Genomic DNA, 21667 nt, shown 5'->3' on the forward strand with positions numbered 1-21667 from the left:
TTCCATGGGGCGTACGGAAAACGACCGGCCTGGACGCTCTAATTAGCGTTCGGGCCGGTCGGCTTGAAGGGATTACCGCGCTTCACTATATTTCACGCAGTGGTTGTTTGCCGAGCGCTTCTTCGCGCCGACAGTTTTATTATTGGGCCGAAGGCGCCGGCGCATTACTCGTATTGATGCCGGGATGCGCTTCGGTGATCTCGATCAAATGCTTGGCTTCTTCCCGGCGCTGTCCTGTCGGATACCGCTGAAGGTATCGCTTCCAGACGTCGATCGCCTTGGCCGTGTCGCCCAGATCGTCGGCGTAGACGCCGCCCTGGTTGAACAGGCTGGTCTCGTGCGCCGGATTCTTTTGCTGGGCGAGGAAGTATTCCCCGAGCGCCTTCTGCGGCTGATTGGAGAACCGATAGGCGTTCCCAAGGTCCGTCAGCACATCCGAGTTGTTCCCGAAGCCGCGCTTGACCGCCTCATTGTAATAGACGATCGCCGCATTCCAGTTCTTTCGGTCGTACGACCAGTTCCCCAGGTTCAGCGCGACCTGCGCGGGCGGCAGATCGAGGATCAAATCCGGCGTCGGCATCGTGTTCGTCGCGGGGTCCGGCGAGGGAGTGGTCTGCGGCGGCGTCTGCGCGGGCGGGGCGGCCGCGACGGGCGCGGGCTTCGGCGGCGCGGCGTGCGGCCGGATCGACGTCGCAATTGCGGCGCCGCAGACGGCGGCGATCAGTCCCGTGACGGCGAACCCGATCCAGGCGGGACGCTGCGTGGCGGGCGTGGGGTTAATGGGAAGACGTGCTTTTTTTGCCATAGGTTTGGGAAGAGCGAGGCCCTCACCCCCCGGCCCCCTCTCCCAATTCTGGGAGAGGGGGAGTCAGAGGGAATTTGTTTTTGAGGATCAAAGATCCGAAATCTTAACCTTCTCCCCGAATGAGTAGAGTTGGAAGGAGCGCCGGGTGAGGGCCGCCGCCGCCACTCTCACACCGCCGCGTACCCACTCTCGCGCCGCGTTCCCACCATCTCGCGCGCTTTGGCGGCGACGGCGGGGGCCGTCAGGCCGACGATTTCGCGCAGCAGCGGGACGGGGCCGTGTTCGATGAACTCGTCGGGCAGGCCGATGCGGGCGACGGGGACCATCACGCCGTTATCGGCGAGAAGCTCCAGAACGCCGGAGCCGAAGCCGCCGGGCGTGACGCCGTCTTCGATGGTGATGACGCGGCCGCAGCGGCGGGCGACATCGAGGATGGTCTCGGCGTCGAGCGGCTTGCAGAAGCGGGCGTTGACGACGGTGGCGCGGACGCCGCAATCCGCGAGCAGCGCGGCGGCGTCGAGCGCGATCTCCACGCCGGCGCCCAGGCCGATCAGCGCAATGTCGTCGCCGTCCTGTAGGATCTCCGCCTTGCCAAGGATGATCTCGGGCGAGTCTTCATGCGTCAACTGGCGCGCGCCGCCGCGCGGATAGCGCACGGCGATCGGGCCGGCGGAATAGGCGAGGGCGAAGCGGGTCATGGCGCGCAGCTCGTCGGTGTCCTTCGGCGCGGCGATCACCATGTTCGGGACGCAGCGCAGATAGGCGAGATCCAGAACGCCGTGATGCGTGCCGCCGTCGTCGCCGACCAGGCCGCCCCGGTCCAGGAAGAACCGGACGGGAAGGTGCTGGAGCGCGACATCGTGGACGATCTGATCGTAGGCGCGCTGCAAAAATGTCGAGTAGATCGCGACGACCGGTTTGAAGTTCTCGGCGGCGAGGCCGGCCGCGAAGGTGACGGCGTGCTGCTCGGCGATGCCGACATCGAAGTAGCGCTCCGGATGCAGCTTCGCGAACTTGTTCAGGCCGGTGCCGTCCGGCATGGCGGCGGTAATGCCGATGATCTTATCGTCCGTCTCCGAGAGATCGCACAGCGTATCCGCGAAGGCGCTGGTGTAGCTGACGCCCACCGTCTTCGATTCCATTTTGCCGTCATCAGGGCTGAACTTGGACAGACCGTGATAAGTGCGCGAGTCGGCCTCGGCGTAGGGAATGCCCTTGCCCTTGACCGTCAGCACGTGGACGAGCACGGCGCCCTTCATCTTCTTGACGTGGTTAAAGACGTCGATCAGCGCCTCGACATTGTGCCCGTCGATCGGTCCGATATAGTGGAAGCCCATCTCCTCGAACAGCAGACCCGTGTGGGCGGGCGTCGCGAAGTGGGTCGCGGTGTGCTTGGCCGCGCGGGCCGCTTTGGTGATCAGGCCGCTGCCGAGCGGCAGGCCCTTGATGACGCCCTTGGCGGTGCTTTCCGCGAACTGATACATCGGCTCCATGCGCAACTTGGAAAGATAGGTGGCGAGCGCGCCGACATTTTCGGCGATGGACATCTCGTTATCATTCAGGATGACCGTGATGTTCGTGCCGTCGTCCGCCGCGTTGTTCATGCCTTCCAGCGCGAGGCCGCCGGTCAGCGCGCCGTCGCCGATCAGCGCCAGCACGGACTCTTTGCCGCCGCGAAAATCGCGAGCCTTGGCGAAGCCCATCGCCGCCGAAATCGACGTCGAGGCGTGCCCGGCGCCGTAAAGATCGTAGGGGGATTCGTCGATGCGCAGGAAGCCCGAGAGACCGCCATGCTGGCGAATGGTCGGAAGCTGATCGCGCCGTCCGGTCAGGATCTTATGCACGTAGGCCTGATGACCCACGTCCCAGATCAATTTGTCCTTGGGAAGATCGTAGACTTTGTGCAGCGCCAGGGTCAGCTCGACGACGCCCAGAGAAGGGGCGAGGTGCCCGCCCGTCTTGGACACGCATTCCGTCAGATAGACGCGAATTTCCTCCGCCAGCGACCGCAGCTGCTCCACATTGAGCGGCTTGAGATCGGCGGGGCTATTGATCTGGCTGAGCAAATTCGTTCCGCTCTCCATGATAGAACTCTTCTTTCCTTGACGCTAATAAATTATGATACCCGCCATGCGGAGGACTCTGTCAACGCGAGTTCTGACTTTGTTTCTTTAATTCACAAAGTAGTTTGCATTGTATCATATTGAGTCGATTTCTGTCAATCGAACACTTTTTTCGGAAAAGTTGTACAGAACAGCGTTCCCATGGGGATAATAACAGTAGACTCAAGGACCTCATGGAGAAAGCCGCCCATGCAAGTCTCGTATAACAAGCTCAAAACGTTTGGTGAGTGTCCCCTCAAATATCGCTTGACTTATGTCGAGCGCCTTCCACGCCCGCCGATCGCCTGGCTCGGTTTCCAGCGCCGAGTCCATCTGGCGCTCGCCCGTTACCATGACATCGCGAAGCGCGACGGCACGGTTCGGATCGACGAACTGCTCAGCGCCTACGAGAAAGTCTGGGAATTAGACAAGTATCCCGACCTGCGCGATGGGACGGAATATCAGGACGGCGAAGAGATTCTGCGCATGTACTGCGACAACGAGCAGCGCAAGCGCCGCGTCCCCGCCTATTTGGAAAAGAAGGTTCGATGTAACTTCGGGCCTTACGTTCTGACCGGCAAGGTCGATCGGATCGATTTCGGCGAGGATGACAAATACTCCGTCGTCGACTACAAGCTCGACCGCAAGCTGCCGCCCGCCAATCCCGCCGCCGTCGACCGCCAGCTCTCCTTCTACCAGCTCCTCGTGCGCGAGGGCCTGGGACTGACCGTGGACGACGTGCGTCTCTACTACCTGCGCCACGGCGTCGAGAAAGCCGCGCCCCGCACGCGCGAGCACCTTCACGAAACCGTCGCCTGGGTGGACGATACCGCCGCCGCGATCCAAAAAGAACGCCGCTGGGCGCCCTGCGAGGGCGACGCCTGCAAAACCTGCCCCTTCTTCAAACAATGCCCCGCCAAAACCGGCCACGCCCGCGAATCCCGCGAAGTCTGGGCGCAAGCCGTGCTGCCCTGGTGATCATTTCCATGGTTTGTCCCCAGGCGCCCGCGCCTGGGGATTTTTTTACGAGAAAATTTTCGGCTCTAGGAATATTTTCGGCTCCCCGATTATCATACTGGGTGGATCACTTACCAGGAACCAGTCCCGAGACGATAGAGTTAAACAATAACACGACAACGTGAGACGCCCCATTGCTGGAGCGGGAGACAGGAGCGGTTTTGATTATTGAAGAACAGGACGAGCGCGACGCCGCGTTTGCTCCAGAGAACAGGAGCGCTGAGCCGCCGGCGAGTCCGGAAGTTCCACTGGCGGTGATTGAGCGGGAGTCGCATGGCAGTCTGCACCGTGCGGTGTGGATGCTGGCGTGGCCGTCAGTCGTGACGATGCTGCTTCAGACGCTGAACTCGTTTTTGGATCGGTTCTTCGTCGGCAGTCTGGGACCGGATACGCTGGCGGCGGTCGGTTCGGGCGGCATGCTGATGTTTATGCTGTTCTCGGTCGGCATGTCCATCTCGATTGGAGCGACCGCGCTGGTGGCGCGCTTTACCGGGGCCGGGGAACGCGATGAGGCGTCGATGGCCGCGAACCAGAGCCTCTGGATCGCCGGCGTCGCCTCCATCGCCTGCATCGCGCTGATGTGGCCGCTGCGCTCGGTTCTCGTGACGCTGCTGGGTGTGGACGCCCACGCGCACCAGCTTTGTATTCAATACATTACCATCGCGCTGATCGGCGTTCCCGCGCTGTTCCTCATGCTCATTCTGGGCGGCGTGTTCCGGGGGTTGGGAGACACGCTGACGCCGCTTTACGTGATGATCGGCATCAACGTGATCCATCTGGGCGGGGATTATCTGCTGATCTTCGGCCACAACGGCTTCCCTCGCCTGGGACTGGCCGGCGGCGCGATTGCCCTGGTGTCGTCGCAGGTGATCGGCGCGCTGCTGTATCTGCTGGCGCTGCGAAAATCCGTGCTGCCGGGCGTGCTGAGCCGGGCGCGGCGGCCGCACTGGGACTGGGCGCAGCGCATTCTGCGCATCGGCGTCCCCGCTGCTCTGCAAAACCTTTCGCGGGTCGTCTCGATGCTCGCCTTTACCGGTGTTCTGGCGCGCACGGGAGACGGCACGGCGGCGGTAGCGGCGCTGACGATCGGGCTGACGTCGGAAAGCATCGCCTTTATGCCCGGTTTCGCATTTTCCACGGCGGCGGGAACGCTGACGGGACAGAACCTGGGCGCCAAGAACCCGGACCGCGCGGAGCGCGCCGCCTGGGTGGCCTTGCAGCAAGGGCTGGCGATTATGATCGTGATGGGCGCGGTGTTCTACGCCTTCGCGCTGCAGTTCGCGCATATCTTCACGCACGATCCCGCCGTCGTCCGTCTCACCGTGGCCTACCTGCGCATCTCGGCGCTGTCCGAACCGTTTCTCGCCTTCGGCATGATCCTGACGGGAGCGCTCAACGGGGCGGGGGACACCAAGGCGCCCGCCTGGGCGAGCATCATCACCATGTGGGCCATCCGCCTGCCCCTCGCCTACTGCGCCGCGCACTTGTGGGGCTTCGGCGCCGTCGGCGCTTGGTGGGCGATGGCAAGCTCCACCATCGCCGGAGGAATCGCCGCCTACACCCTGTTCAAATGGGGACGGTGGAAAAAGGTTCGCGTGTAGAAATCTCTCCAGCCGCTTGTATGCGCCAGTCGTCCCCGGGGTTCATAACCGGGGACGATCGACCCGAGACTGCCAAAAATAATTCTCCAGCACGGGTGTACTTTTTCCGATAATCACGGTATACTACAGAAAAGCTAGTAAATAACTAGTCAATGTAGACTTTCCATTGAGGAGCAAGATCTCATGCAGCGCAGTCCACTCAAAAATCCGCAGCCGCCCGTTTGGAACGCGCCCGTCGCGCCCGCTTCGGCGTTTATGATGTGCCCGGCGGTCTGCATGATGGGCGCGAGCAATCAGGATCTGATGCTCTGGAGCCAGATCTACCAGCAAGCGTGGCGTCAGGCGCTGGCGCAGCCGCGTAAGCTTCATGTGAGCGCCAAGGATCTGCCGCGCTCGTGGCGCAATTAGTTTCGTTTTGTAGAGATTTGTGTTGAGCGAAGATTGGGGGCGAGGACAAAAAATCCAGCCTCCAGTTTTCTGGACAGCCGGATCGGGTGGTTCGAATATTTCGATCTCCGTTGGCGCGGTCAATCGAAAATCAGGCGGATCTCCGCGCGTGCGGTCAATCCTATGGGTCCGATCTCCGGTTGTCCGGTCGATCGGAGTTGCGACGCTTCCAGTTGACTGGTTCTCCATGTGGCGCATGGAAAGGCGCGCAGGGTTGATGTCTTGAATGCGTTTGGCGACGCATCAAGGCAAAAGCGAGAGAGACCTTGGCGGGTCTCCATCAAAGTTGATTTCAGAAATTCGTTACGTCAGCGCTTACCGAAGTCGTTAGGCCATCATCGCGCAGCACACCGGCATATTGTTCATCATCATCATGCACATGCAGCCCGCAGCCATCATGCTCTTCATGCACTCGCCGCACGCCTGAATCATTTTAGCACAATTTGCATCGCCGCTGGTGCATGTCATCATCACGCCGTCTTCCATCATTTCGCATTCGCACTTCGCCATCATCATGTTGCAGCAGCAGACGGCCATGCCGTTCATCATCATGCAGCAGGAGCATCCGGCGCCTTCCATCATCATGCAGAGGCTCTGCATCATCTTCGCGGACATCTCATCTTCGCATTGACACATCATCTTCATGCCGCCCTCGCACATTTCAATCATCATTGTGCATCGTGGCGTCATCATCATATTCATACCAGGCATCATGCCCGGCGCCATTCCCATGTTGGAAGCCATCGGCATTCCCATACCCGCGCCCATCGGCATGCCGGTCATCATTCCGCGGTCCATCGTCATCATGGTGTCCATTATCGTTTCTCCCAGTCGAAGTTTGTTGTCCGTCCGTAAGTCTCTCCCGGCGGCGACTAGATTATGGCCGCGCATGTGTACGAAATGCAACACTTTTTGCCAAAAATACGATTATTTTTTTGATAATAACTATCAATAAATTGTAAAATAAACCAGTGCATTACTGGTAAAACTCGCCATTAGCCCTCTTCCCATCTCACTTGACAGACACCGCTCTTTTGTCCTAAAATACGCTCGTGAATATTGCAAAACATCTGTTCGTCCGGGGCTTCGCCCCATGAGAATTATCGGTATCGACCCAGGGACGGCGATTACGGGATACGGCGTCGTGGAAAAGCGCGGCGACCGCATTCTTTTTTTGGACTGCGGCGCGATCACCACGCCGTCCACCATGGAGGCGCCCGACCGCCTCAAATTGATTTACGAAGAGTTCAACAAGCTGGTCGACCAGTATCAGCCCCAGCACGCCGCGACCGAGCGCTTGTTCTTCAACAACAACGTCACCACGGGAATCCCCGTCGGCCGCGCCCTCGGCGTGATCCTGCTGGCGATCTCGCAGCGCGGCCTCACCTGGACCGAGTACACCCCGACACAGGTCAAGAGCGCCGTGGTCGGCAACGGCCGCGCGGACAAGAAGCAGGTCCAGTTCATGGTCACCCGCCTGCTCACCCTCGCCGAAACCCCCAAACCCGACGACGCCGCCGACGCCCTCGCGATCGCCATCTGCCACTCCCATTCCGTCAAAGTCGCCACCATGATCAAGCGCGGCGTGCGGGGGTGAGTTTTACACACTGATGCTGCTCCAGTGGGCGGATACCGCCAAGACGGAGAGGTGATTGACGTTCTCCGTGGCGATGATAACGCTCGACAGTCCAAACTGTTCTGGCTGAAGACGCAGAGATTGCGCGGCGATTAAGACATCCGCGTCCAGTGCTTCCGGCGGAGCAGTGACATTGCCTTTGTTTCGCGCTGACGCCCAGAGCTGCGCGGCGAGACGTATGTCCGGGGTGGAAAGAGGACGATATCGGTCGGTCTCGGCGGCGTGAAATGCGTCCAGACGCTGGACTGCGCTTGTATTGCCAGTGCGAAGGAATTCGCGGCGCAGTTCATAGTCCACGATTTCCGGAACAAAAAATCGGCAGCCGGCGTTTGTCAGCGCTAGATACCATGAGCGGCACGCTTCCGTTGTGGGTTCCGCGCCGCGCCTTTTGGTAGGCGGCCCAGTGGAGAAGTATCGAGAATGATAGCCGTGTCGGCGGTGATTTTCATGGCGACGTTATGCCGCCTTGCCGTCGGTAAGCTCTCCTGCGTTGCGGAAGCGGATGCGGCTGGAGCGCAATTGGCCTTCGGTTTCGCGCCATTCTCGGTCGCGCCTTTGTAATTCATCCACATCGTCGGTCGCATCTTCCCGGTCCCACTGCTCGAACAGGGCCAGGGTTGCGTCCGGCTGGGTTTGATGAGAAGGCATGTCCCCGAACACTTCACGTAAAGCCGCTGTTGCCGCCGCTTCCAGAGTCTGTCCCTGCCGACGCGCTGCTTCGGCGAGAGCTTGCTCAATATCGGGCGTTACCTCGATCGTCAATGTCATTTTGCTGCTCCTTTCTGCGTTTCCATTATTATACTCGCGTTGATTGGCCAGATCCGGAAACGCCATTTGCAAAATTCTTTCCACAAGATTTTCTTATCTCGAAAATTCGGCGACGCTTGAAAATCGGCTAAAATACCGTTTATGCAGCAAGATAATCTTTCCATTCCGTTCCAGCTGCCCCTCACGGGTATTGGGGGCGCCGGCATGTTCGTTTCCCCTGGGCAGTGGAGACATGGCGATCGTGTGATCGATGATTATGTGGTGATGTTCGTGCGCACCGGGGTCCTGCATATGCAGGAAGACGGCCGGGAGTTCGACGTCCGGCCCAATGAAACGCTGCTGCTGGCGCCGGGACGAAAGCATGGGGGCGTTTCCCATGACGCACAAAGCCTCAGCTATTTTTGGATGCATTTCCATCTGGACAATTCGGATTGTTCCGAGGGATTGTCTCTGCTCAATATTCCCCAGCATGCAACAATCCCGCGTCCCGAGCGCTTGGAAGCGCTTTTTCGTCTTCTCATCGGCGATCAGCTGCGCAAGACGACCAGCGAGTTATCCCGAAAACTCCTCGCGTGCTGCATTTTGAGCGAAGTCGCGCAGGATGCGGCGGTCCATGTCGAGAACGACGACTCCAAAGTCGTCGCCAATCAAGCCTGCGCCTTTATCCATACCCGATTCACCGAGCCGATCTCCGCTTCCGACGTCGCCGCCGCTGTTTCCTGCAACCCCAAGTACCTGGCGCGTGTCTTCCGTGAGGTGTATCACGAGACGATGACGCAGTATATCCAGAACCTGCGCATCGAACACGCCCAGCATCTTCTCCTGCAAACAAACATGACCGTGAACGAAATTGCCCTCGCCTGCGGCTTCATGCATGTCACCTACTTCATCAAAATCTTCCGCGAAAGCACCGCGATGACCCCCAACGCGTACCGCCGGAACTACGGCTTGCTCCTGGTCACGACATACTGAACAAAAAAGTCTTGTCCTGAGCCAAGAAAATCCTCCCATCATTGCTATTATCAATAATCTTTGTGAGTGCTTGCTTCTAATGAAACAAAAGCGCGATCGAGATTCCTTTCTGATTCCTGTCTCGTAAAACGTAAAACTTGAAATTGTTCAAGATCCGGGACAAAATTACTTTTCATATGTACCATCGGGGTTTTCATATGTACCATAGTAACGATTGCTATGTACAAGTGCCCTTTTGTTATATATACGATCGTTGCGAACAATGATATAATGAATACATTCTTGAGCCTAATCGCTCATATCGATTGTTCTTTTGAACCTTTTATCTTTCGAAGGAGAATTTTATGGATACCCTGGCTCGTCCCAGCAATCGTCAAGCAGGCTTTACTCTCATTGAGCTGCTCGTCGTTATCGCCATCATCGCCATTCTTGCCGCCATCCTGTTCCCGGTCTTCGCCAAGGCTCGCGAGAAAGCGCGGCAGATCAGCTGTCTGAGCAACCTCAAGCAGCTTGGCCTGGGCATGCTTCAGTACAATCAGGACAACGATGAGTCGTTTGCGCGCTCTAACAATCCGCCCGATCACAACAACTGGGCGCAGGCGATCTTTCCGTATGTGAAATCCATTGATGTCTATAAGTGCCCGGACAATCCGGACGCAGCCCGCTTCGATCCTAAAAATTATTGGAACAATGGAGCCGGCCAGCAAAATATTACCTGGATGGGGCAGACCAACTGGCTGACGGGATCACAGGCGATCCCGCCGTCCTATGGCATGAGCAACTTTATCGGCGCCACCGAATTGATCCCTGGCGGAAAATCGCTGACGCAAGCGGGTATCAATAATCCCGCCAGCAAAATTCTTCTGGCGGAGCGCTACGGCAGCAATGGTAACCCGCCCCAGAATGTGCCGGGCTGCAATCAGCCGCCGGCAAACCAAGACGGCATGGGATGGTGGGACTGGGACAATCCCAGCACCAGCACGACGTGGTCCTACGCTTGCGAACTTTATGTTCCGCATACGAAGCAGTCGAATTTCTTGTTCGTGGACGGTCATGCGCGATCGATGCGCCCCGTCAACACAACGGGAATCAATGGTCAGCCGAATATGTGGGGATGCATGAGCCATTCGCTCCCGGACGCTCAGGGCAACAACTGTACGCCAGGGGATGTGAACGCGGACAACGCCGATCCGACCCAGACGCAAGTGATGCAGACGCTTGAGAACCACTCGCCCGGCTAAGAGACACAATCGCACTTACCTCGTATTCACAAGGCCGCCAAGAATATTCTTGGCGGCCTTTTTCGTTTCGCGTTTCTCGTTCGCACCTAATGATTACTTCGTTTGCCGCCGATATCTGGTTTATCGCTCACAGCAATATCGCTGTGACGGAATTTGCCGGACGGTATTGCGGAGGAAAATCAATATGCTCGCCTATCAACGACGGCGCGGCGCCGAGGTCGGCTTTACTCTGATCGAGCTCCTCGTCGTTATTTCCATCATTGCCGTATTGGCGGCAATTCTTTTTCCAGTCTTCGCCAAAGTGCGCGAGAAGGCGCGGCAGACGTCCTGTATGTCCAACATGAAGCAGCTGGGGCTGGCGATCATGCAGTATACACAGGATAATGACGATGTGTATCCCGACGGATGGAGCGGTCAGTCGACGGATATCAACGCCGGGCAGATCAAGTACTGGCCGTACGCCATTTTCCCGTACGTCAAGAGCTATGCGGTCTATCAATGTCCCGACAATTCGCACGGGACCAATCTTGCCGTGGGCTATTTGATGAACAATGCTTTTCTGAATGACGCCCCGATGGCGAAAGTGGATTCCCCATCTGATATCATCCTGCTCGCCGATGGGAGCCTGACGCCCTATTCCGATAATACGGACAAACACACCACCAACGCCACGACCGGCAACGGTCTCAACAACGATTATACGATCTGGAAGAACGTTGGGCGCATCATTGAAGACAGCCAGGCGCGCCATACCGATCGTGTGAATTTGGCTTTCGCCGACGGTCATGTGCATGCCTCGCCGACGCTGCCGCACTATAAAAACGGTGATTCCTGGACGACGATCGCCGCAAGCTTTGAGGCTCAGATGCCCTGGGCGAAATGGATGGATCCCGATCCTAACTCGGGCGCCTGGCAGTAATTCCTCTTCCGAGCATCGTCACGAATGAGTTCGACGCGTCAAGTCGGCCGGAGTTATCTGGCCGGCTTGGCGGATTCGACGGTATCCCGCAGAACCTCAAGAAACCGCGCGGCTGCCGCAGGGGCGTCGCCCATGCGCCAGATCGCGGCGAGTTCGACCGGCGGCGCCTCTTCTAGCCGGCAAAATACCACATTCTGTGGGGATGAACCTTCCAAGCTTGCCGGCGCGAGAGATACGCCTGCGCCCGCTCCGACCATGGCCAGCAGCGTTCCATGGGGCGTCGCCTCCTGCGCGATTTTTGGGGTGAAGCCGGCTGCCTGGCACAAGTCAACGATTTTCTGATAGAGCGCGGGTCCCATATGCTCCGGGAATAGGACAAATGGCTCATCGGACAAATCCGCGAGCGAAAGCACGGCGTGGGACGCCAGTGGGTGGCCCTGCGGCAGGATCGCCATCAGCGCTTCCGTGCGAATGATTTCCGCCGCCATTCCCGGGATCTCGGCGCTGGGCATAATCAGTCCGATGTCCAGACGGCGCTCCAGGACCTCACGCGGCTGCTGGCCGCTGCACATCTCGCTCAGCGATAGGTCTACCTCGGGAAATCGCTCTCGAAAGAGCTGCGTCGCCGCGGGCAGCAGGCCGCAAACGGCGGCGGTGGCCGCGCCGACGCGAAGCCGGCCGCGCTCGCCTCGTCCCGCTTTTCGCGCGGCTTCCATTGCCTCGTCTACCCGCGCCAGCGCCGCGCGCGCCTCGCCGAGAAATACGGCGCCGGCGGGCGTCAGCCCCACGCGCTTTTTCTCCCTTGTGAATAGCGCCACGCCCAGCTCCGCTTCCAGCTGCTGGATCTGCCGCGACAGTGGCGGCTGCGCCATGAACAGCCGCTCCGCGGCGCGTCCGAAGTGCAGCTCCTCCGCGACCGCGACAAAGTAATTCAGATGTCTTAACTCCATAGTTTCCTCTGCGTCAGGATTAGTCAATCAGCAGCATGATACTTCTCAGGTATCAACTCGGAGCGAAATAGTATTGGACGCCTCACCGCCGCTCATCCCATAATCTCTGTTATACCGTGAAGGAGAACGAAGCACAATGATGCAGCCCAAGACCATTCTCTGTTACGGGGATTCCAACACCTGGGGCTGGAATCCCGTCGGCGCAGATCTCTTCGTCCCTGACCGATTTCCCTCCAATGTCCGCTGGACCGGTGTGTTGCAGGCGGCGCTCGGCGTGGGTTATACAGTTCTTGAGGAAGGTTTGAGCGGTCGTACGACAGTGTTTGAGGATCCAGTCTTCGGATATAAAAACGGCAAGGAACAGCTAATTCCATGTCTGGAGACACATCGACCTCTAGATCTGGTGATCATCCTGCTGGGAACGAACGATCTCAAGAAGATGTATGGCGTTTCTCCCATGGAGATCGCCTTTGGCGCGGGCGCTCTGGTGGATATGGCCCGGCATAGCCGCGTCGGGCCAGCGGGGCGGGCGCCGCGCGTGCTGCTGATTGCGCCGCCGCCTCCGGGGAAACTGACTGGCTTTGCCGAGATGTTCGAGGGCGCCGAGGACAAGGCCGCGCGCTTCGGTGAATGCTATGCCCAGGTCGCCGTCATGTATGGCTGCGCGTTCTTGAACGCGGGAGAGATCGTCGTCTCCAGCGATCTCGACGGCCTGCACTGGGAGGCCAGCGAACACGAAAAATTTGGCCAGGCGCTGGCGGGGCAAGTGCGTGATATTCTGAGCGGCGAATAATTCGAGCAAAAAGTGACAGGAGAACAACCATGGCGGAGCAAAGTGAAAGATACGTTCGCGGGATGAAGCTGCTGGACGCCCTGCATGGCGGGCATGCGGGAAAGCAGATGGTAATGGAACTGGGGGAGATCTGTCCGGAGTTTGTGGACATGACCATCGAATGGGGATTTGGCGAGATCGCCAGCCGCGAGGGAATCGATTTGGTGACGCGCGAACTGGTGATTATCGCCTCGTGCGTGACATTGGGACACACGGTTCCCCAGCTGCGCGCGCATATCGAGGCCGCACTGCACATCGGGGCGACGAAGCAGCAGATCGTGGAAGTGATCCTGCAAATGAGCATTTATGCGGGTATGGCGAACGCCAGCAACGCGTTCCGAACCGCAAAGGAAGTCTTTGCGCAGGTGGACGCCGCTGCATAATCGTGAGCGTTTGATCTTGCCGATTAAGCGTACGGCCTGGTTGGGTATGACTCTGGTAGTGAGATTTCAGGAGGAAACACCATGGCCGGAACTGTTGTGGGCGTATTTGAGGATAACAAAGTCGCGGAGGCCGCCGCCCAGGCCCTGCTGGACGCCGGCGTTCCGCTCAACGACATATCGCTGGTCCGTAAGGGCGGGGGCGGGGAAGTAGGCGCCCCGACGCAGGACGGCAACGCTCCGGAGAGAAACCAGGAAGAGTACGTTTCTCACGCCGTGCGTGAAGTGCCCGTGCATGATGTGGAGCAGCCGATCCACGCCGCCGACGAGATCGCGCCGCGCGCCGCCGTTGGCCTCGTGACCGGAAGCGCGCTCGGCGCGCTGCTGGTGTCGCTGGCGGTGCTGGTGCCCGGACTGGGCGCGATCGTCGCCGCCGGTCCGCTGCTGGCGATGATGTCCGGCGGCGTCGGCGGCGGCGTGATCGGCGGACTGATCGGCGCTTTGACGGCGGGCGGCATCCCCGAGGAAGCCGCAAAGTCGTATCACGAACATGTCGCCGCCGGCGATACGTTGGTGACGGTGCTCGCGAGCAACAGCAATCACGAAGCCCTGGAGAACATCATCCGCGAGCACGGCGGCCACGAACTGGGCTTCTATACTCGCTTCGTCGATTCGATCCAGAGCATCGAATCGTAATTTGGGGTCGTAAGATCAGAGGCGGAGCTTGGCCCATATGGCGTCTGGCTCCGCCTTTTCGATTCCGCGCCGTTTAAACCGTCTTGCTCTTATCGAACCGTGCGCCGACCGCGCTCCAGTCGATGATATTATAGAACGCCGCGACATAATCCGGCCGCTTGTTCTGATATTTGAGATAGTAGGCGTGCTCCCAGACGTCCAGACCCAGCAATGGCGTTCGGCCGCTGGAGAGCGGCGTGTCTTGATTGGGTAAATGCTCCAGGATCAGGCCGTCGGGGCCGTTACTCAGCCACGCCCAGCCGCTGCCGAACACGCCGAGCGCTTCCTTGGTGAAGGCCGCCTGGAAATTCTCGTAGCTGCCGAACTTCGCTTTGATCGCATCGCCGAGCGCGCCTGACGGCGCGGCCGGACCGCCCACTTTCAGCGTTTCCCAGAACATCGTATGGTTCGCATGACCGCCCCCGTTATTGCGCACGGCCGTGCGAATGGATTCGGGAACGGCGCTCAGATCCTTCAGCAGTTCCTCGACGGATTTCGAGGCAAGATCCGGGTGGTCCGCGACGGCTTTATTCAAATTGGCGACATAGGCGGCGTGGTGCTTGTCGTGGTGGATCTGCATCGTCTTCGCGTCAATGTGCGGCTCCAGAGCGTCGTAGGCATAGGGCAGCGGCGGCAGGAGGAATGGGCCGGCCGGCGCGGGGGCAGCGGCCGGCGCCGGATCGGCGGCGCGGGCGAGCCGGGGCGTATATGCGCCGGCGGCGATGCCTGCGGCGGTGAGCATGGCGGATTTCAAAATCTCGCGTCGAGTGATCATGAATTCTCTCCTCGCGTGTTTGTTTCGGAAATGGAAAAGGTCGGCGATCCGAGTTTTTCGCCGCGATACTATACCCAAATTGCGCGGCCCCGGGCGGCTCATTGAGGTCGGCGGCGGGAGCGGAATCCGACGGCCATTGGGGAACACTGGGGTGAGGTGGAGTATGCATGTCTTCGCGAGGGTTTTATGCTTCGGCGTTCTTCTGTGCCCGGGCGCCGAGATGGCGTCGGCGGCGGCGTGATCGGCGGACTGATCGGCGCTCTGACGGCGGGCGGCATCCCCGAGGAAGCGGCGAAATCTTATCACGAGCATGTCGCCGCCGGCGATACGCTGGTGACGGTGCTTGCGGGAAACCATAACCATGAGGAGCTGGAGAACATCATTCGCCAGCATGGCGGGCATGAGCTTGGCTACTTCTCGCGCTTTATCGACTCGGTTCAAAGTTTGGAATCGTAAGGGCGTAGCACTGGAGATCTGACTGAAAAAGCCGAACGCCTATGGGTGTTCGGCTTTCGCTTGTCTCGCCTTAAGGCAATAGCTTAACGATGCAAATGTGATAAACGCTAAAATAGAGCATCTCGCCGCTATCCGTGTAGCTCGCTTGACCATAGTCGGACTCCACGACGACGCGCTTCGTGAGATAAAGAGCCCCGCCACCAAGCCGTATCTTCGGCATTTGGAATGATTCGAGTAAGCCTGCACGTAGCAATGAAGGGGGTAACATTCATGATTATTTTGCATGCCTTCGCGTTCGCCGCCATCACGGCGCTTTCTCCCGATTACTCGGCGTTACACAAACTCAATGCTTCATTTCTCAAAGCGGGCGCTTCACTGCATATCGTATTCGGGCAAAAAAACGGTTTTGGCCTTCCTATAGAAGGATTTGAATACCTTGCCCTCACGCGATCCGGAAAAACGAAGGTCGTACGCCATCTTAACGAATTACGTGGGAGCGTCGAGATCAAAAGCAGTAAGGAAGCTTTGGATTATGTTCGGCTTAGGACTTCGCCCGCGACATGGTATTTATGGAAGGCGGAAGATGAAGCTATTGAAATAATGGATGAAGATCATGCTCGAATGCTTGTTAATTATGGAGTAGGACCGTGCTTACAAGTTGGCGACACTACCAGAGCCGACATGGATCAGGCTGGAATATCGGCGGCGACGGTCACAACCATCCATCAATCATATCGGATCACGCGCTGGCTGCTTCTAGACCTTACACCACAAGGTCACCAAAAGCTTATTCTAAGAAGAGTGGAGGAAGACGTAGACACGGATGGCGGATATAAAATGCGTGTCCTCAAACAAATGCCAGTGACAAATGGGTGGTTCATCCCACGTTTCGAATGATTGACCGGCGCTTCGTTTACTCTTTTTCCGGCGGCATGCGCCCGGCGTCGCGCATGGCGTGGAGGACGGCGGCGTGGGCTTCTTCCAGTTGCTTGGTCAGGCGTCGGATGGGTTTGATCTGCGCATCGGGGAGGTGGGCGTACATGGGGCCGCAGACGTAGGTGGTGCAGCCGAAGGGGCGCAGGTCGTTGGGGAAGGTGCAGCGGCCTTGGTGGAGGTATTCACAGGGCTCCATGGGGGAGGCGTCGTGGGAGGAAGCGGCCATGGGGAGGGTGACGGCGTTTTCTGAGAGACGATTCCCGGCGTAAGAGACGGCGGGCGTGTAGGGATCCATATCGCCGAGATGGGGAAAGGTGTGGCCGGTTCCGACGGCGAGGGCGACGTCCATGGGGGTGACGCGCGTTGGTTTGATGCAGCAGGGAGTCGTGCAGCTTGGGCAGTGTTTTGCCGTGAATGGGTCGAAGAGGGCGCGGATTTCGCGCTGGATACGTCTGTATTCGGAGAGTGGGTTGCCACGCGTGCGTCGCTTGCCTTTCATGGTTTAAACGCCCCAGTCCCAGCCGGCGCGGCCGACGCGCATGGGAAGCTTGACGCTCTTGCCGGTGGCGAGGTCCAGGCAAAACAGCTCGTCCTCGGGAACCGGCGGCTTACTGACGGTGTAGGCCAGATACTTGCCGTCGGGAGACCAGCGCAGAGATGTGATCGTGCGGCCGCCAAAGACCGACCAGCCGGGATCGATATGGAACACGCGCGCCGCATGACGCTGCGGGCTGTCGCTGACGAGAATATTCAGGGTGGGGGCCTTGGTCACATAGGCGACTTTGTCCCGCGCGGGATTGAGAGCATACGCCGCCACGTTGGAGATGGTGCTGTAGGCGACCGTATCCACGCCCGTTTCATACTGGGACTGGCTCGGATCGGTTCGATGGCTCTCGCTTTCAAAGACATTCAGGTCGGCGCTGGACTTGGTGCGCGCCAGAAAGGCGCGCAGGCCCATGGGACCCGTGGCCGGCGCGCTGGTTGCGGGCGCTCCGTCCTTGCTCGCGGGGATGGGCGGCAGGTAGAGCGGCGCGGCGGCGGGCGATCCGCCGGCGACCGGAACCGTATAAATGGTCCCGTCGTTCAGAAAGACGATGGACTTTCCGTCGGGCGTCCAGGCGAGACCGGAGGGCGGCTGCATCTGGTTTTTGCTCAGGTCCAGCAGCAGGCGCGGCTTGCCGCCGCCGGGCATGTTGGTGTTGGAGGGAGACACCCAGAGCTGGTGGACGATATCGTGCGTGCCTTCGAGGATCGTGATGACTTGCTTGACGTAGGCGATCTGCTTGCCGTCGGGCGAAAATGTCGGCTGGTTGATCCAGTCGCGGCTGCCGCCGTCCGTGTCCTGGGGCTCGACTTCGCGCAGCAGCTCGCGCGATGCGCCGTCGGGCGTGACGAGGCGCATGCCGCGCAGCGTCGTCGTCTTTTCCGAAGGCGCGTCGGCGTCCATGTAAATGAGGCGTCCGACGGGCAGCGCCAGCACGACCGGAGGCGCGGTGAACCGGCCCGCGAGCGTGATGGCGAGCGGAATGCCGACCAGCGCCGTGGCGACGAACCAGGGCCAGCGTTTGGCGCGCGGCGGGGGCGGGTCGTCGATAGAGCTAATCACGAGTGAGGGCATATTCGTTCATATTCGGCCGCAGATAACGCGCGACCAGCGGATAGGCTTCGGCGACCGCCGTGTAGACTTGCTGCGCGATCTTTCGATAAGATGGGTGCCCCTGCCGCGCGGAGCGCAGCTCGACAAAGTGGGTCACTGAGCGCAGGTTCCAGGTGAACAGAGCGCGCACGCGCGTCCCCAGCGGCAGGATGTACTGAGCCTCGTCGACAAGCCCCGCCGCGACCATCCGGGCGTATGTGGCGGCGGCGCGGCCCATCAAGGCGTCATACTGATCGGCGTAACCGAAGCGGGTGATCTCGGGCGGCGTCTCGTAACCCAGCGCCGGCGATAGCGCCTGCGTGGTTTGCGTCGCGATCCGGTGCCGCTGGACATCGCGATAAGCGCCATAGTCCATGGTGATTTCGACGGTGCAGTCGATGCGCTCCAGGGCTCGGCCCGGCGCGTCGTGCTTTCCGCGCCCTTTCAAATAGACATCCACGATCCGCTCTTTTGTCTCCTGATCCAGGGACTTGACCTTCGGAAGAACTTGAGACATGGGGGCGTCGACGGCCCCGTAAAGAATGGCGGCGACCAATCGGTCGTCGGCGTCCGGATCGGCGTCGATCAGCGTCACGCCCGATCTCAGAGGCGCCTGCTCCAATGTATCAAATCCCAGCTCGGCGGCGATGGCGGCGACGGATTTCTCGGTTTCCTCGCGATAGGCGCTGTGGTCGGCGTACTTCAAGAGCGTCGGCACGATATGCTGCGCTTCGGATTTGAGCCGTTCGCCGATGGCGCGGCCTTCGGGCAGGGGCTGCGAAAGCAGCTTGGTGATCAGGGTCTCCAGCGAGCGGGCGTTGAGGGTCAGGCCGATATTCGTATAGGTCGCGGCGGGCAGAAGATAGCGCAGGATATCGAAGGCGCTGGCCCGGCAGGCGCTGTCGTAACCGCGATCCGTCTGCTTCTCGGTTTTGGGGACGCGCGATTTGATCTGTGCGACGATGTCGTCGGTCCAGCCCGAGTAGGCGCTGAGCAGCGCGGCCAGCGTTCCCCGGTACTCCTCCGCAAGCTCCGGATGCTGAGAGAGCGCCGGCGGGACGTACATCTTATGGATGTCGAACGCCACATAGCGCGTGCTCTTCTCCGTGTAGGAGGCGAGACGGCCGTCCTCGATCAGCTTGGAGGCGATAATGCTGACGTCTTCGATCGCGAGATGGACGCAGCCGTGTTCGGCGACGCTGCTGTGCCCGTACCCCACGACCCACTTCTCATGGAACGTCCGCGCCTTCTGACGGGCCGCCGCCAGGGCGTCTCCGTCTGTTTCGTCCAGAGCGGGCGCGGCTCCGCCCGCGCCCGTCAGATCCAGATCGCCTTCCTGCAAAAGCTTGAGCAGATTGCGGCGCAGGCTGTCCTTGCTGCGCGAGTAATACGCGAAGAGAACCGCGACGACTTCTTCGGGCAGGTTGCGCAGGGCGAAGATCGACCCGTCCATATTGGTGACATACGGCGTCAGCGCCGCGCGCTCTTCGGGGGAAAATATTTCGGTCATGGGCGCCACTTCGTTAAATATTCGCTTGCTGGGGTGAAAAATCGCCGCCAGCCACCCATCTATTATGGCACAGGGGCGGGGCGTTTCGCGCGGGGGCGGGGCTCTTCACAGAACGCGCACCGCCAGGATGCAGGCGTCGTCGCGCAGTTTGCCTCGGGCGTGTCTTTCGACGCCGCCGATGATTCGCTGGCAGAGGCTATGGGCGTCTTCGTGGAGCGGATGGCCGCGCAGGAGAGCGGCGAGGCCGTCGACCCCCAGAAGGTCCTGGCGTCTGGGGCCGGCTTCGGAGAGGCCGTCCGTGTAGAGCAGGAGGGCGTCGCCGGCCTGGAGACGGCGCGCGCCATCCGTGTAGACGGCCGCCGCGTCGACGCCGAGCGGCGGTCCGGTGGGACCGAGCATCTCCACATGGCCGGTCGCGGCGTGGCGCAGCAGGAGCGGCTCATGTCCGCAGGAGACATAGGTGAAGGTGTGATCGGCGGGCGAGTACTGGGCGATGCAGACGGTGACAAAGCCCGTGAGCAGGTTCTGGGTGGCGAGAATGTGATTGAGCTGCGCGACGGCTTCCGTGAGCGGAAGTCCCTGGTAGACGACGCAGCGAAGCATATTGCGTACGGCGGCGACCTGCGCGGCCGCCGCCAGGCCCTTGCCGGAGACGTCGCCGATCACCAGGATGTGGCGGCCCTCCGTGGGGGTGAAGAGATCGCAGAAGTCGCCGCCGATCTCCGCTTCCGCGAGGGCCGCGTGATAGTAGTCGGCGACCTGGAGTCCGGGCGTGCGTCGGGGCAGATTGGGCTGAAGCGTTTGCTGAAGGGCGACGGCGATATTGTGCTCGCGCTGGCTGACGCGCGCCGCCTCCACCGCCGTGCGCGTCTGCATCGCCACCGCTTCCGTCAGAGCGATCTCCGCCTCCGTCCACGCGTGCGTTTCGCCCGTCATCGCGACGCCCAAAAGCGCGACGAGATTGCCGTCGTCGAAAAAGGGAACGTTGAGGAGCGCGCGGATCCCATACTCCTCCATGACGGCGATTGTCGTTTCCGGCCATGGGTACAGGCGCGTATCGGGCGCGATCAAAGTGCGGTCGCCATTGAAGATGATGCGGAAGTCCACGCCCAGATCCGAGAGCGGATACTCTCCGGTGATGGGAAAGAGATCGTCGCGCCGCCAGTCCTCGGCGATCCAGATGCGCTGCGCGGCGAAGTCGATCTGCGCGAAGTAGCAGCGGTCGGCGAGCAGGGCCTGTCCGAGCGCGCGGCTCGCCACGGTCTGCACCTCGCGCGGGTCCAGCGTGGTGCGGATCGTCTGTCCGATCTCATTGAGCAGCTTCTCGCGCTGATACGCCATGTCCAGCGCGGCTTCCGTTTGCTTTTGGACCGTGATATCCCGGACCGTCAGTACGGCGAGCGCCGGAGCGCCGTCGCCATCCGCCGCCATGCCGCCGTTGTAACTGCCGATGAACTCCGCGCTTCCGTCCCTGCGCTTCACAGCCACCTGAAAGTCGCGGAGCGTTTCTCCGGCGAGCACGCGCGCGAGCGGCCATTGCTCCGGCGGCAGGATTCGGCCCGTGAGATCGCGCGCTTCAAACCACTGGCGGAAGTCCGTCAGCGATTGGGGCAGGTCTTCGTGCGACGCAAAGCCGACCATTCGCAAGTAAGCCTGGTTCGCGGCGAGCAGGCGCCCCGACCGGTCTGCGACGAGCAAACCTTCGGCCAGACTGTCGATAATCGCCTCAAGCTGCGGCAGGTCGTTTTCCCACTGTCCCAGGAGGGTGGGGTCACAGGTCTTCCGTGGATCGGATGGCTTCATTTGTCCATGAACCTTCTCGGAGATGGACGGCTTGAACAGCCGTTTAAGATATATTGCGGTCACCGCAATCCTGTGATAATAATACCCGTTTCCATACTCTGAACGTTCGTTTGCTGTGCGCCTGAACGATGGGGAAGAAGAAAATC

At 60.1% G+C, this 21667-nt stretch carries 23 protein-coding genes; 12 read left to right on the plus strand and 11 right to left on the minus strand.

Annotated features, from left to right (window positions below):
* Positions 1–139: 139 nt before the first annotated feature.
* Positions 140–805, minus strand: coding sequence for a tetratricopeptide repeat protein (locus D5261_RS11830; RefSeq protein ID WP_165864160.1), 666 nt, complete (start codon positions 803–805; stop codon positions 140–142).
* Between the two features lie 167 nt (positions 806–972).
* Complete coding sequence (gene dxs / locus D5261_RS11835; RefSeq protein WP_119321235.1) at positions 973–2889, minus strand: 1-deoxy-D-xylulose-5-phosphate synthase; 1917 nt, start codon at positions 2887–2889, stop codon at positions 973–975.
* A gap of 228 nt (positions 2890–3117) precedes the next feature.
* On the opposite strand from dxs, the gene D5261_RS11840 reads away from it, so the two are divergent.
* The 3 genes from D5261_RS11840 (at position 3118) to D5261_RS11850 (ending at position 5933) form a co-directional block, all read left to right on the plus strand.
* Positions 3118–3885, plus strand: a complete 768-nt coding sequence (locus D5261_RS11840; RefSeq protein WP_165864161.1) for a RecB family exonuclease — start codon at positions 3118–3120, stop codon at positions 3883–3885.
* Positions 3886–4085: 200 nt separating this feature from the next.
* On the plus strand, positions 4086–5525 hold the full coding sequence (locus tag D5261_RS11845; protein ID WP_125205945.1) for an MATE family efflux transporter: 1440 nt from the start codon (positions 4086–4088) through the stop codon (positions 5523–5525).
* 183 nt (positions 5526–5708) lie between these two features.
* Positions 5709–5933 carry a hypothetical protein gene (locus D5261_RS11850; RefSeq protein ID WP_119321238.1) on the plus strand — a complete coding sequence of 75 codons (225 nt, stop codon included), beginning with the start codon at positions 5709–5711 and terminating at the stop codon, positions 5931–5933.
* 366 nt (positions 5934–6299) lie between these two features.
* Here the strand turns inward: D5261_RS11850 and D5261_RS11855 are convergent, their stop codons facing one another.
* Entirely contained in the window at positions 6300–6788 is a 489-nt protein-coding gene (locus D5261_RS11855; protein WP_218025573.1) for a hypothetical protein, read from the minus strand.
* A 277-nt stretch (positions 6789–7065) separates the two neighbouring features.
* Between D5261_RS11855 and ruvC the strand changes: the two genes are divergently transcribed.
* The gene (gene ruvC, locus D5261_RS11860) at positions 7066–7569 is read left to right on the plus strand and encodes a crossover junction endodeoxyribonuclease RuvC (RefSeq protein ID WP_119321239.1); all 504 of its coding nucleotides are present in this window, start codon (positions 7066–7068) and stop codon (positions 7567–7569) included.
* A 3-nt stretch (positions 7570–7572) separates the two neighbouring features.
* Here ruvC and D5261_RS11865 read toward each other — a convergent pair whose 3' ends face one another.
* Together D5261_RS11865 and D5261_RS11870 are read right to left on the minus strand one after the other, a co-directional pair.
* Positions 7573–7905, minus strand: coding sequence for a PIN domain-containing protein (locus tag D5261_RS11865; protein WP_119321240.1), 333 nt, complete (start codon positions 7903–7905; stop codon positions 7573–7575).
* A 159-nt stretch (positions 7906–8064) separates the two neighbouring features.
* Positions 8065–8376, minus strand: a complete 312-nt coding sequence (locus tag D5261_RS11870) for a hypothetical protein (RefSeq protein ID WP_125205946.1) — start codon at positions 8374–8376, stop codon at positions 8065–8067.
* A gap of 141 nt (positions 8377–8517) precedes the next feature.
* Between D5261_RS11870 and D5261_RS11875 the strand changes: the two genes are divergently transcribed.
* From D5261_RS11875 to D5261_RS11885, 3 genes are all read left to right on the plus strand, one after another.
* Entirely contained in the window at positions 8518–9348 is an 831-nt protein-coding gene (locus D5261_RS11875; protein ID WP_119321242.1) for a helix-turn-helix transcriptional regulator, read from the plus strand.
* Between the two features lie 344 nt (positions 9349–9692).
* Entirely contained in the window at positions 9693–10589 is an 897-nt protein-coding gene (locus D5261_RS11880) for a DUF1559 family PulG-like putative transporter (RefSeq protein WP_119321243.1), read from the plus strand.
* Positions 10590–10773: 184 nt separating this feature from the next.
* Positions 10774–11508, plus strand: a complete 735-nt coding sequence (locus D5261_RS11885; protein ID WP_119321244.1) for a DUF1559 family PulG-like putative transporter — start codon at positions 10774–10776, stop codon at positions 11506–11508.
* 53 nt (positions 11509–11561) lie between these two features.
* On the opposite strand, the gene D5261_RS11890 is transcribed toward D5261_RS11885, so the two are convergent.
* Positions 11562–12458, minus strand: a complete 897-nt coding sequence (locus tag D5261_RS11890) for a LysR substrate-binding domain-containing protein (RefSeq protein WP_119321245.1) — start codon at positions 12456–12458, stop codon at positions 11562–11564.
* A gap of 136 nt (positions 12459–12594) precedes the next feature.
* Between D5261_RS11890 and D5261_RS11895 the strand changes: the two genes are divergently transcribed.
* The 3 genes from D5261_RS11895 to D5261_RS11905 all read left to right on the plus strand — a co-directional run bounded on the left by D5261_RS11895 (position 12595) and on the right by D5261_RS11905 (position 14366).
* The gene (locus tag D5261_RS11895) at positions 12595–13251 is read left to right on the plus strand and encodes an SGNH/GDSL hydrolase family protein (RefSeq protein ID WP_218025574.1); all 657 of its coding nucleotides are present in this window, start codon (positions 12595–12597) and stop codon (positions 13249–13251) included.
* Positions 13252–13280: 29 nt separating this feature from the next.
* On the plus strand, positions 13281–13673 hold the full coding sequence (locus D5261_RS11900; protein WP_119321246.1) for a carboxymuconolactone decarboxylase family protein: 393 nt from the start codon (positions 13281–13283) through the stop codon (positions 13671–13673).
* Between the two features lie 81 nt (positions 13674–13754).
* Positions 13755–14366 carry a hypothetical protein gene (locus tag D5261_RS11905; RefSeq protein ID WP_119321247.1) on the plus strand — a complete coding sequence of 204 codons (612 nt, stop codon included), beginning with the start codon at positions 13755–13757 and terminating at the stop codon, positions 14364–14366.
* A gap of 73 nt (positions 14367–14439) precedes the next feature.
* Here D5261_RS11905 and D5261_RS11910 read toward each other — a convergent pair whose 3' ends face one another.
* A complete protein-coding gene (locus D5261_RS11910) occupies positions 14440–15180 on the minus strand; it encodes a superoxide dismutase (RefSeq protein ID WP_245992520.1) in 741 nt (246 codons plus the stop codon).
* Positions 15181–15384: 204 nt separating this feature from the next.
* Here D5261_RS11910 and D5261_RS11915 point away from each other — a divergent pair, with 204 nt between their 5' ends.
* Positions 15385–15636, plus strand: coding sequence for a hypothetical protein (locus D5261_RS11915; protein ID WP_125205947.1), 252 nt, complete (start codon positions 15385–15387; stop codon positions 15634–15636).
* A gap of 270 nt (positions 15637–15906) precedes the next feature.
* A complete protein-coding gene (locus tag D5261_RS11920) occupies positions 15907–16533 on the plus strand; it encodes a hypothetical protein (RefSeq protein ID WP_125205948.1) in 627 nt (208 codons plus the stop codon).
* 16 nt (positions 16534–16549) lie between these two features.
* On the opposite strand, the gene D5261_RS11925 is transcribed toward D5261_RS11920, so the two are convergent.
* The 4 genes from D5261_RS11925 to D5261_RS11940 form a co-directional block, all read right to left on the minus strand.
* Positions 16550–17071: a hypothetical protein gene (locus D5261_RS11925; protein WP_125205949.1), complete on the minus strand. Its 522-nt coding sequence runs from the start codon at positions 17069–17071 to the stop codon at positions 16550–16552.
* Positions 17072–17074: 3 nt separating this feature from the next.
* The gene (locus D5261_RS11930) at positions 17075–18190 is read right to left on the minus strand and encodes a TolB family protein (protein ID WP_119321252.1); all 1116 of its coding nucleotides are present in this window, start codon (positions 18188–18190) and stop codon (positions 17075–17077) included.
* Entirely contained in the window at positions 18171–19718 is a 1548-nt protein-coding gene (locus D5261_RS11935) for an FAD-dependent thymidylate synthase (protein ID WP_119321253.1), read from the minus strand. Before D5261_RS11935 ends, D5261_RS11930 begins: the two co-directional genes overlap by 20 nt.
* 105 nt (positions 19719–19823) lie before the next feature.
* Positions 19824–21521 (minus strand): SpoIIE family protein phosphatase, encoded by a 1698-nt coding sequence (locus D5261_RS11940; RefSeq protein ID WP_165864162.1) that lies wholly within the window; start codon positions 21519–21521, stop codon positions 19824–19826.
* Positions 21522–21667: the final 146 nt, after the last annotated feature.

Source organism: Capsulimonas corticalis (genome assembly GCF_003574315.2).
GTDB lineage: Bacteria > Armatimonadota > Armatimonadia > Armatimonadales > Capsulimonadaceae > Capsulimonas > Capsulimonas corticalis.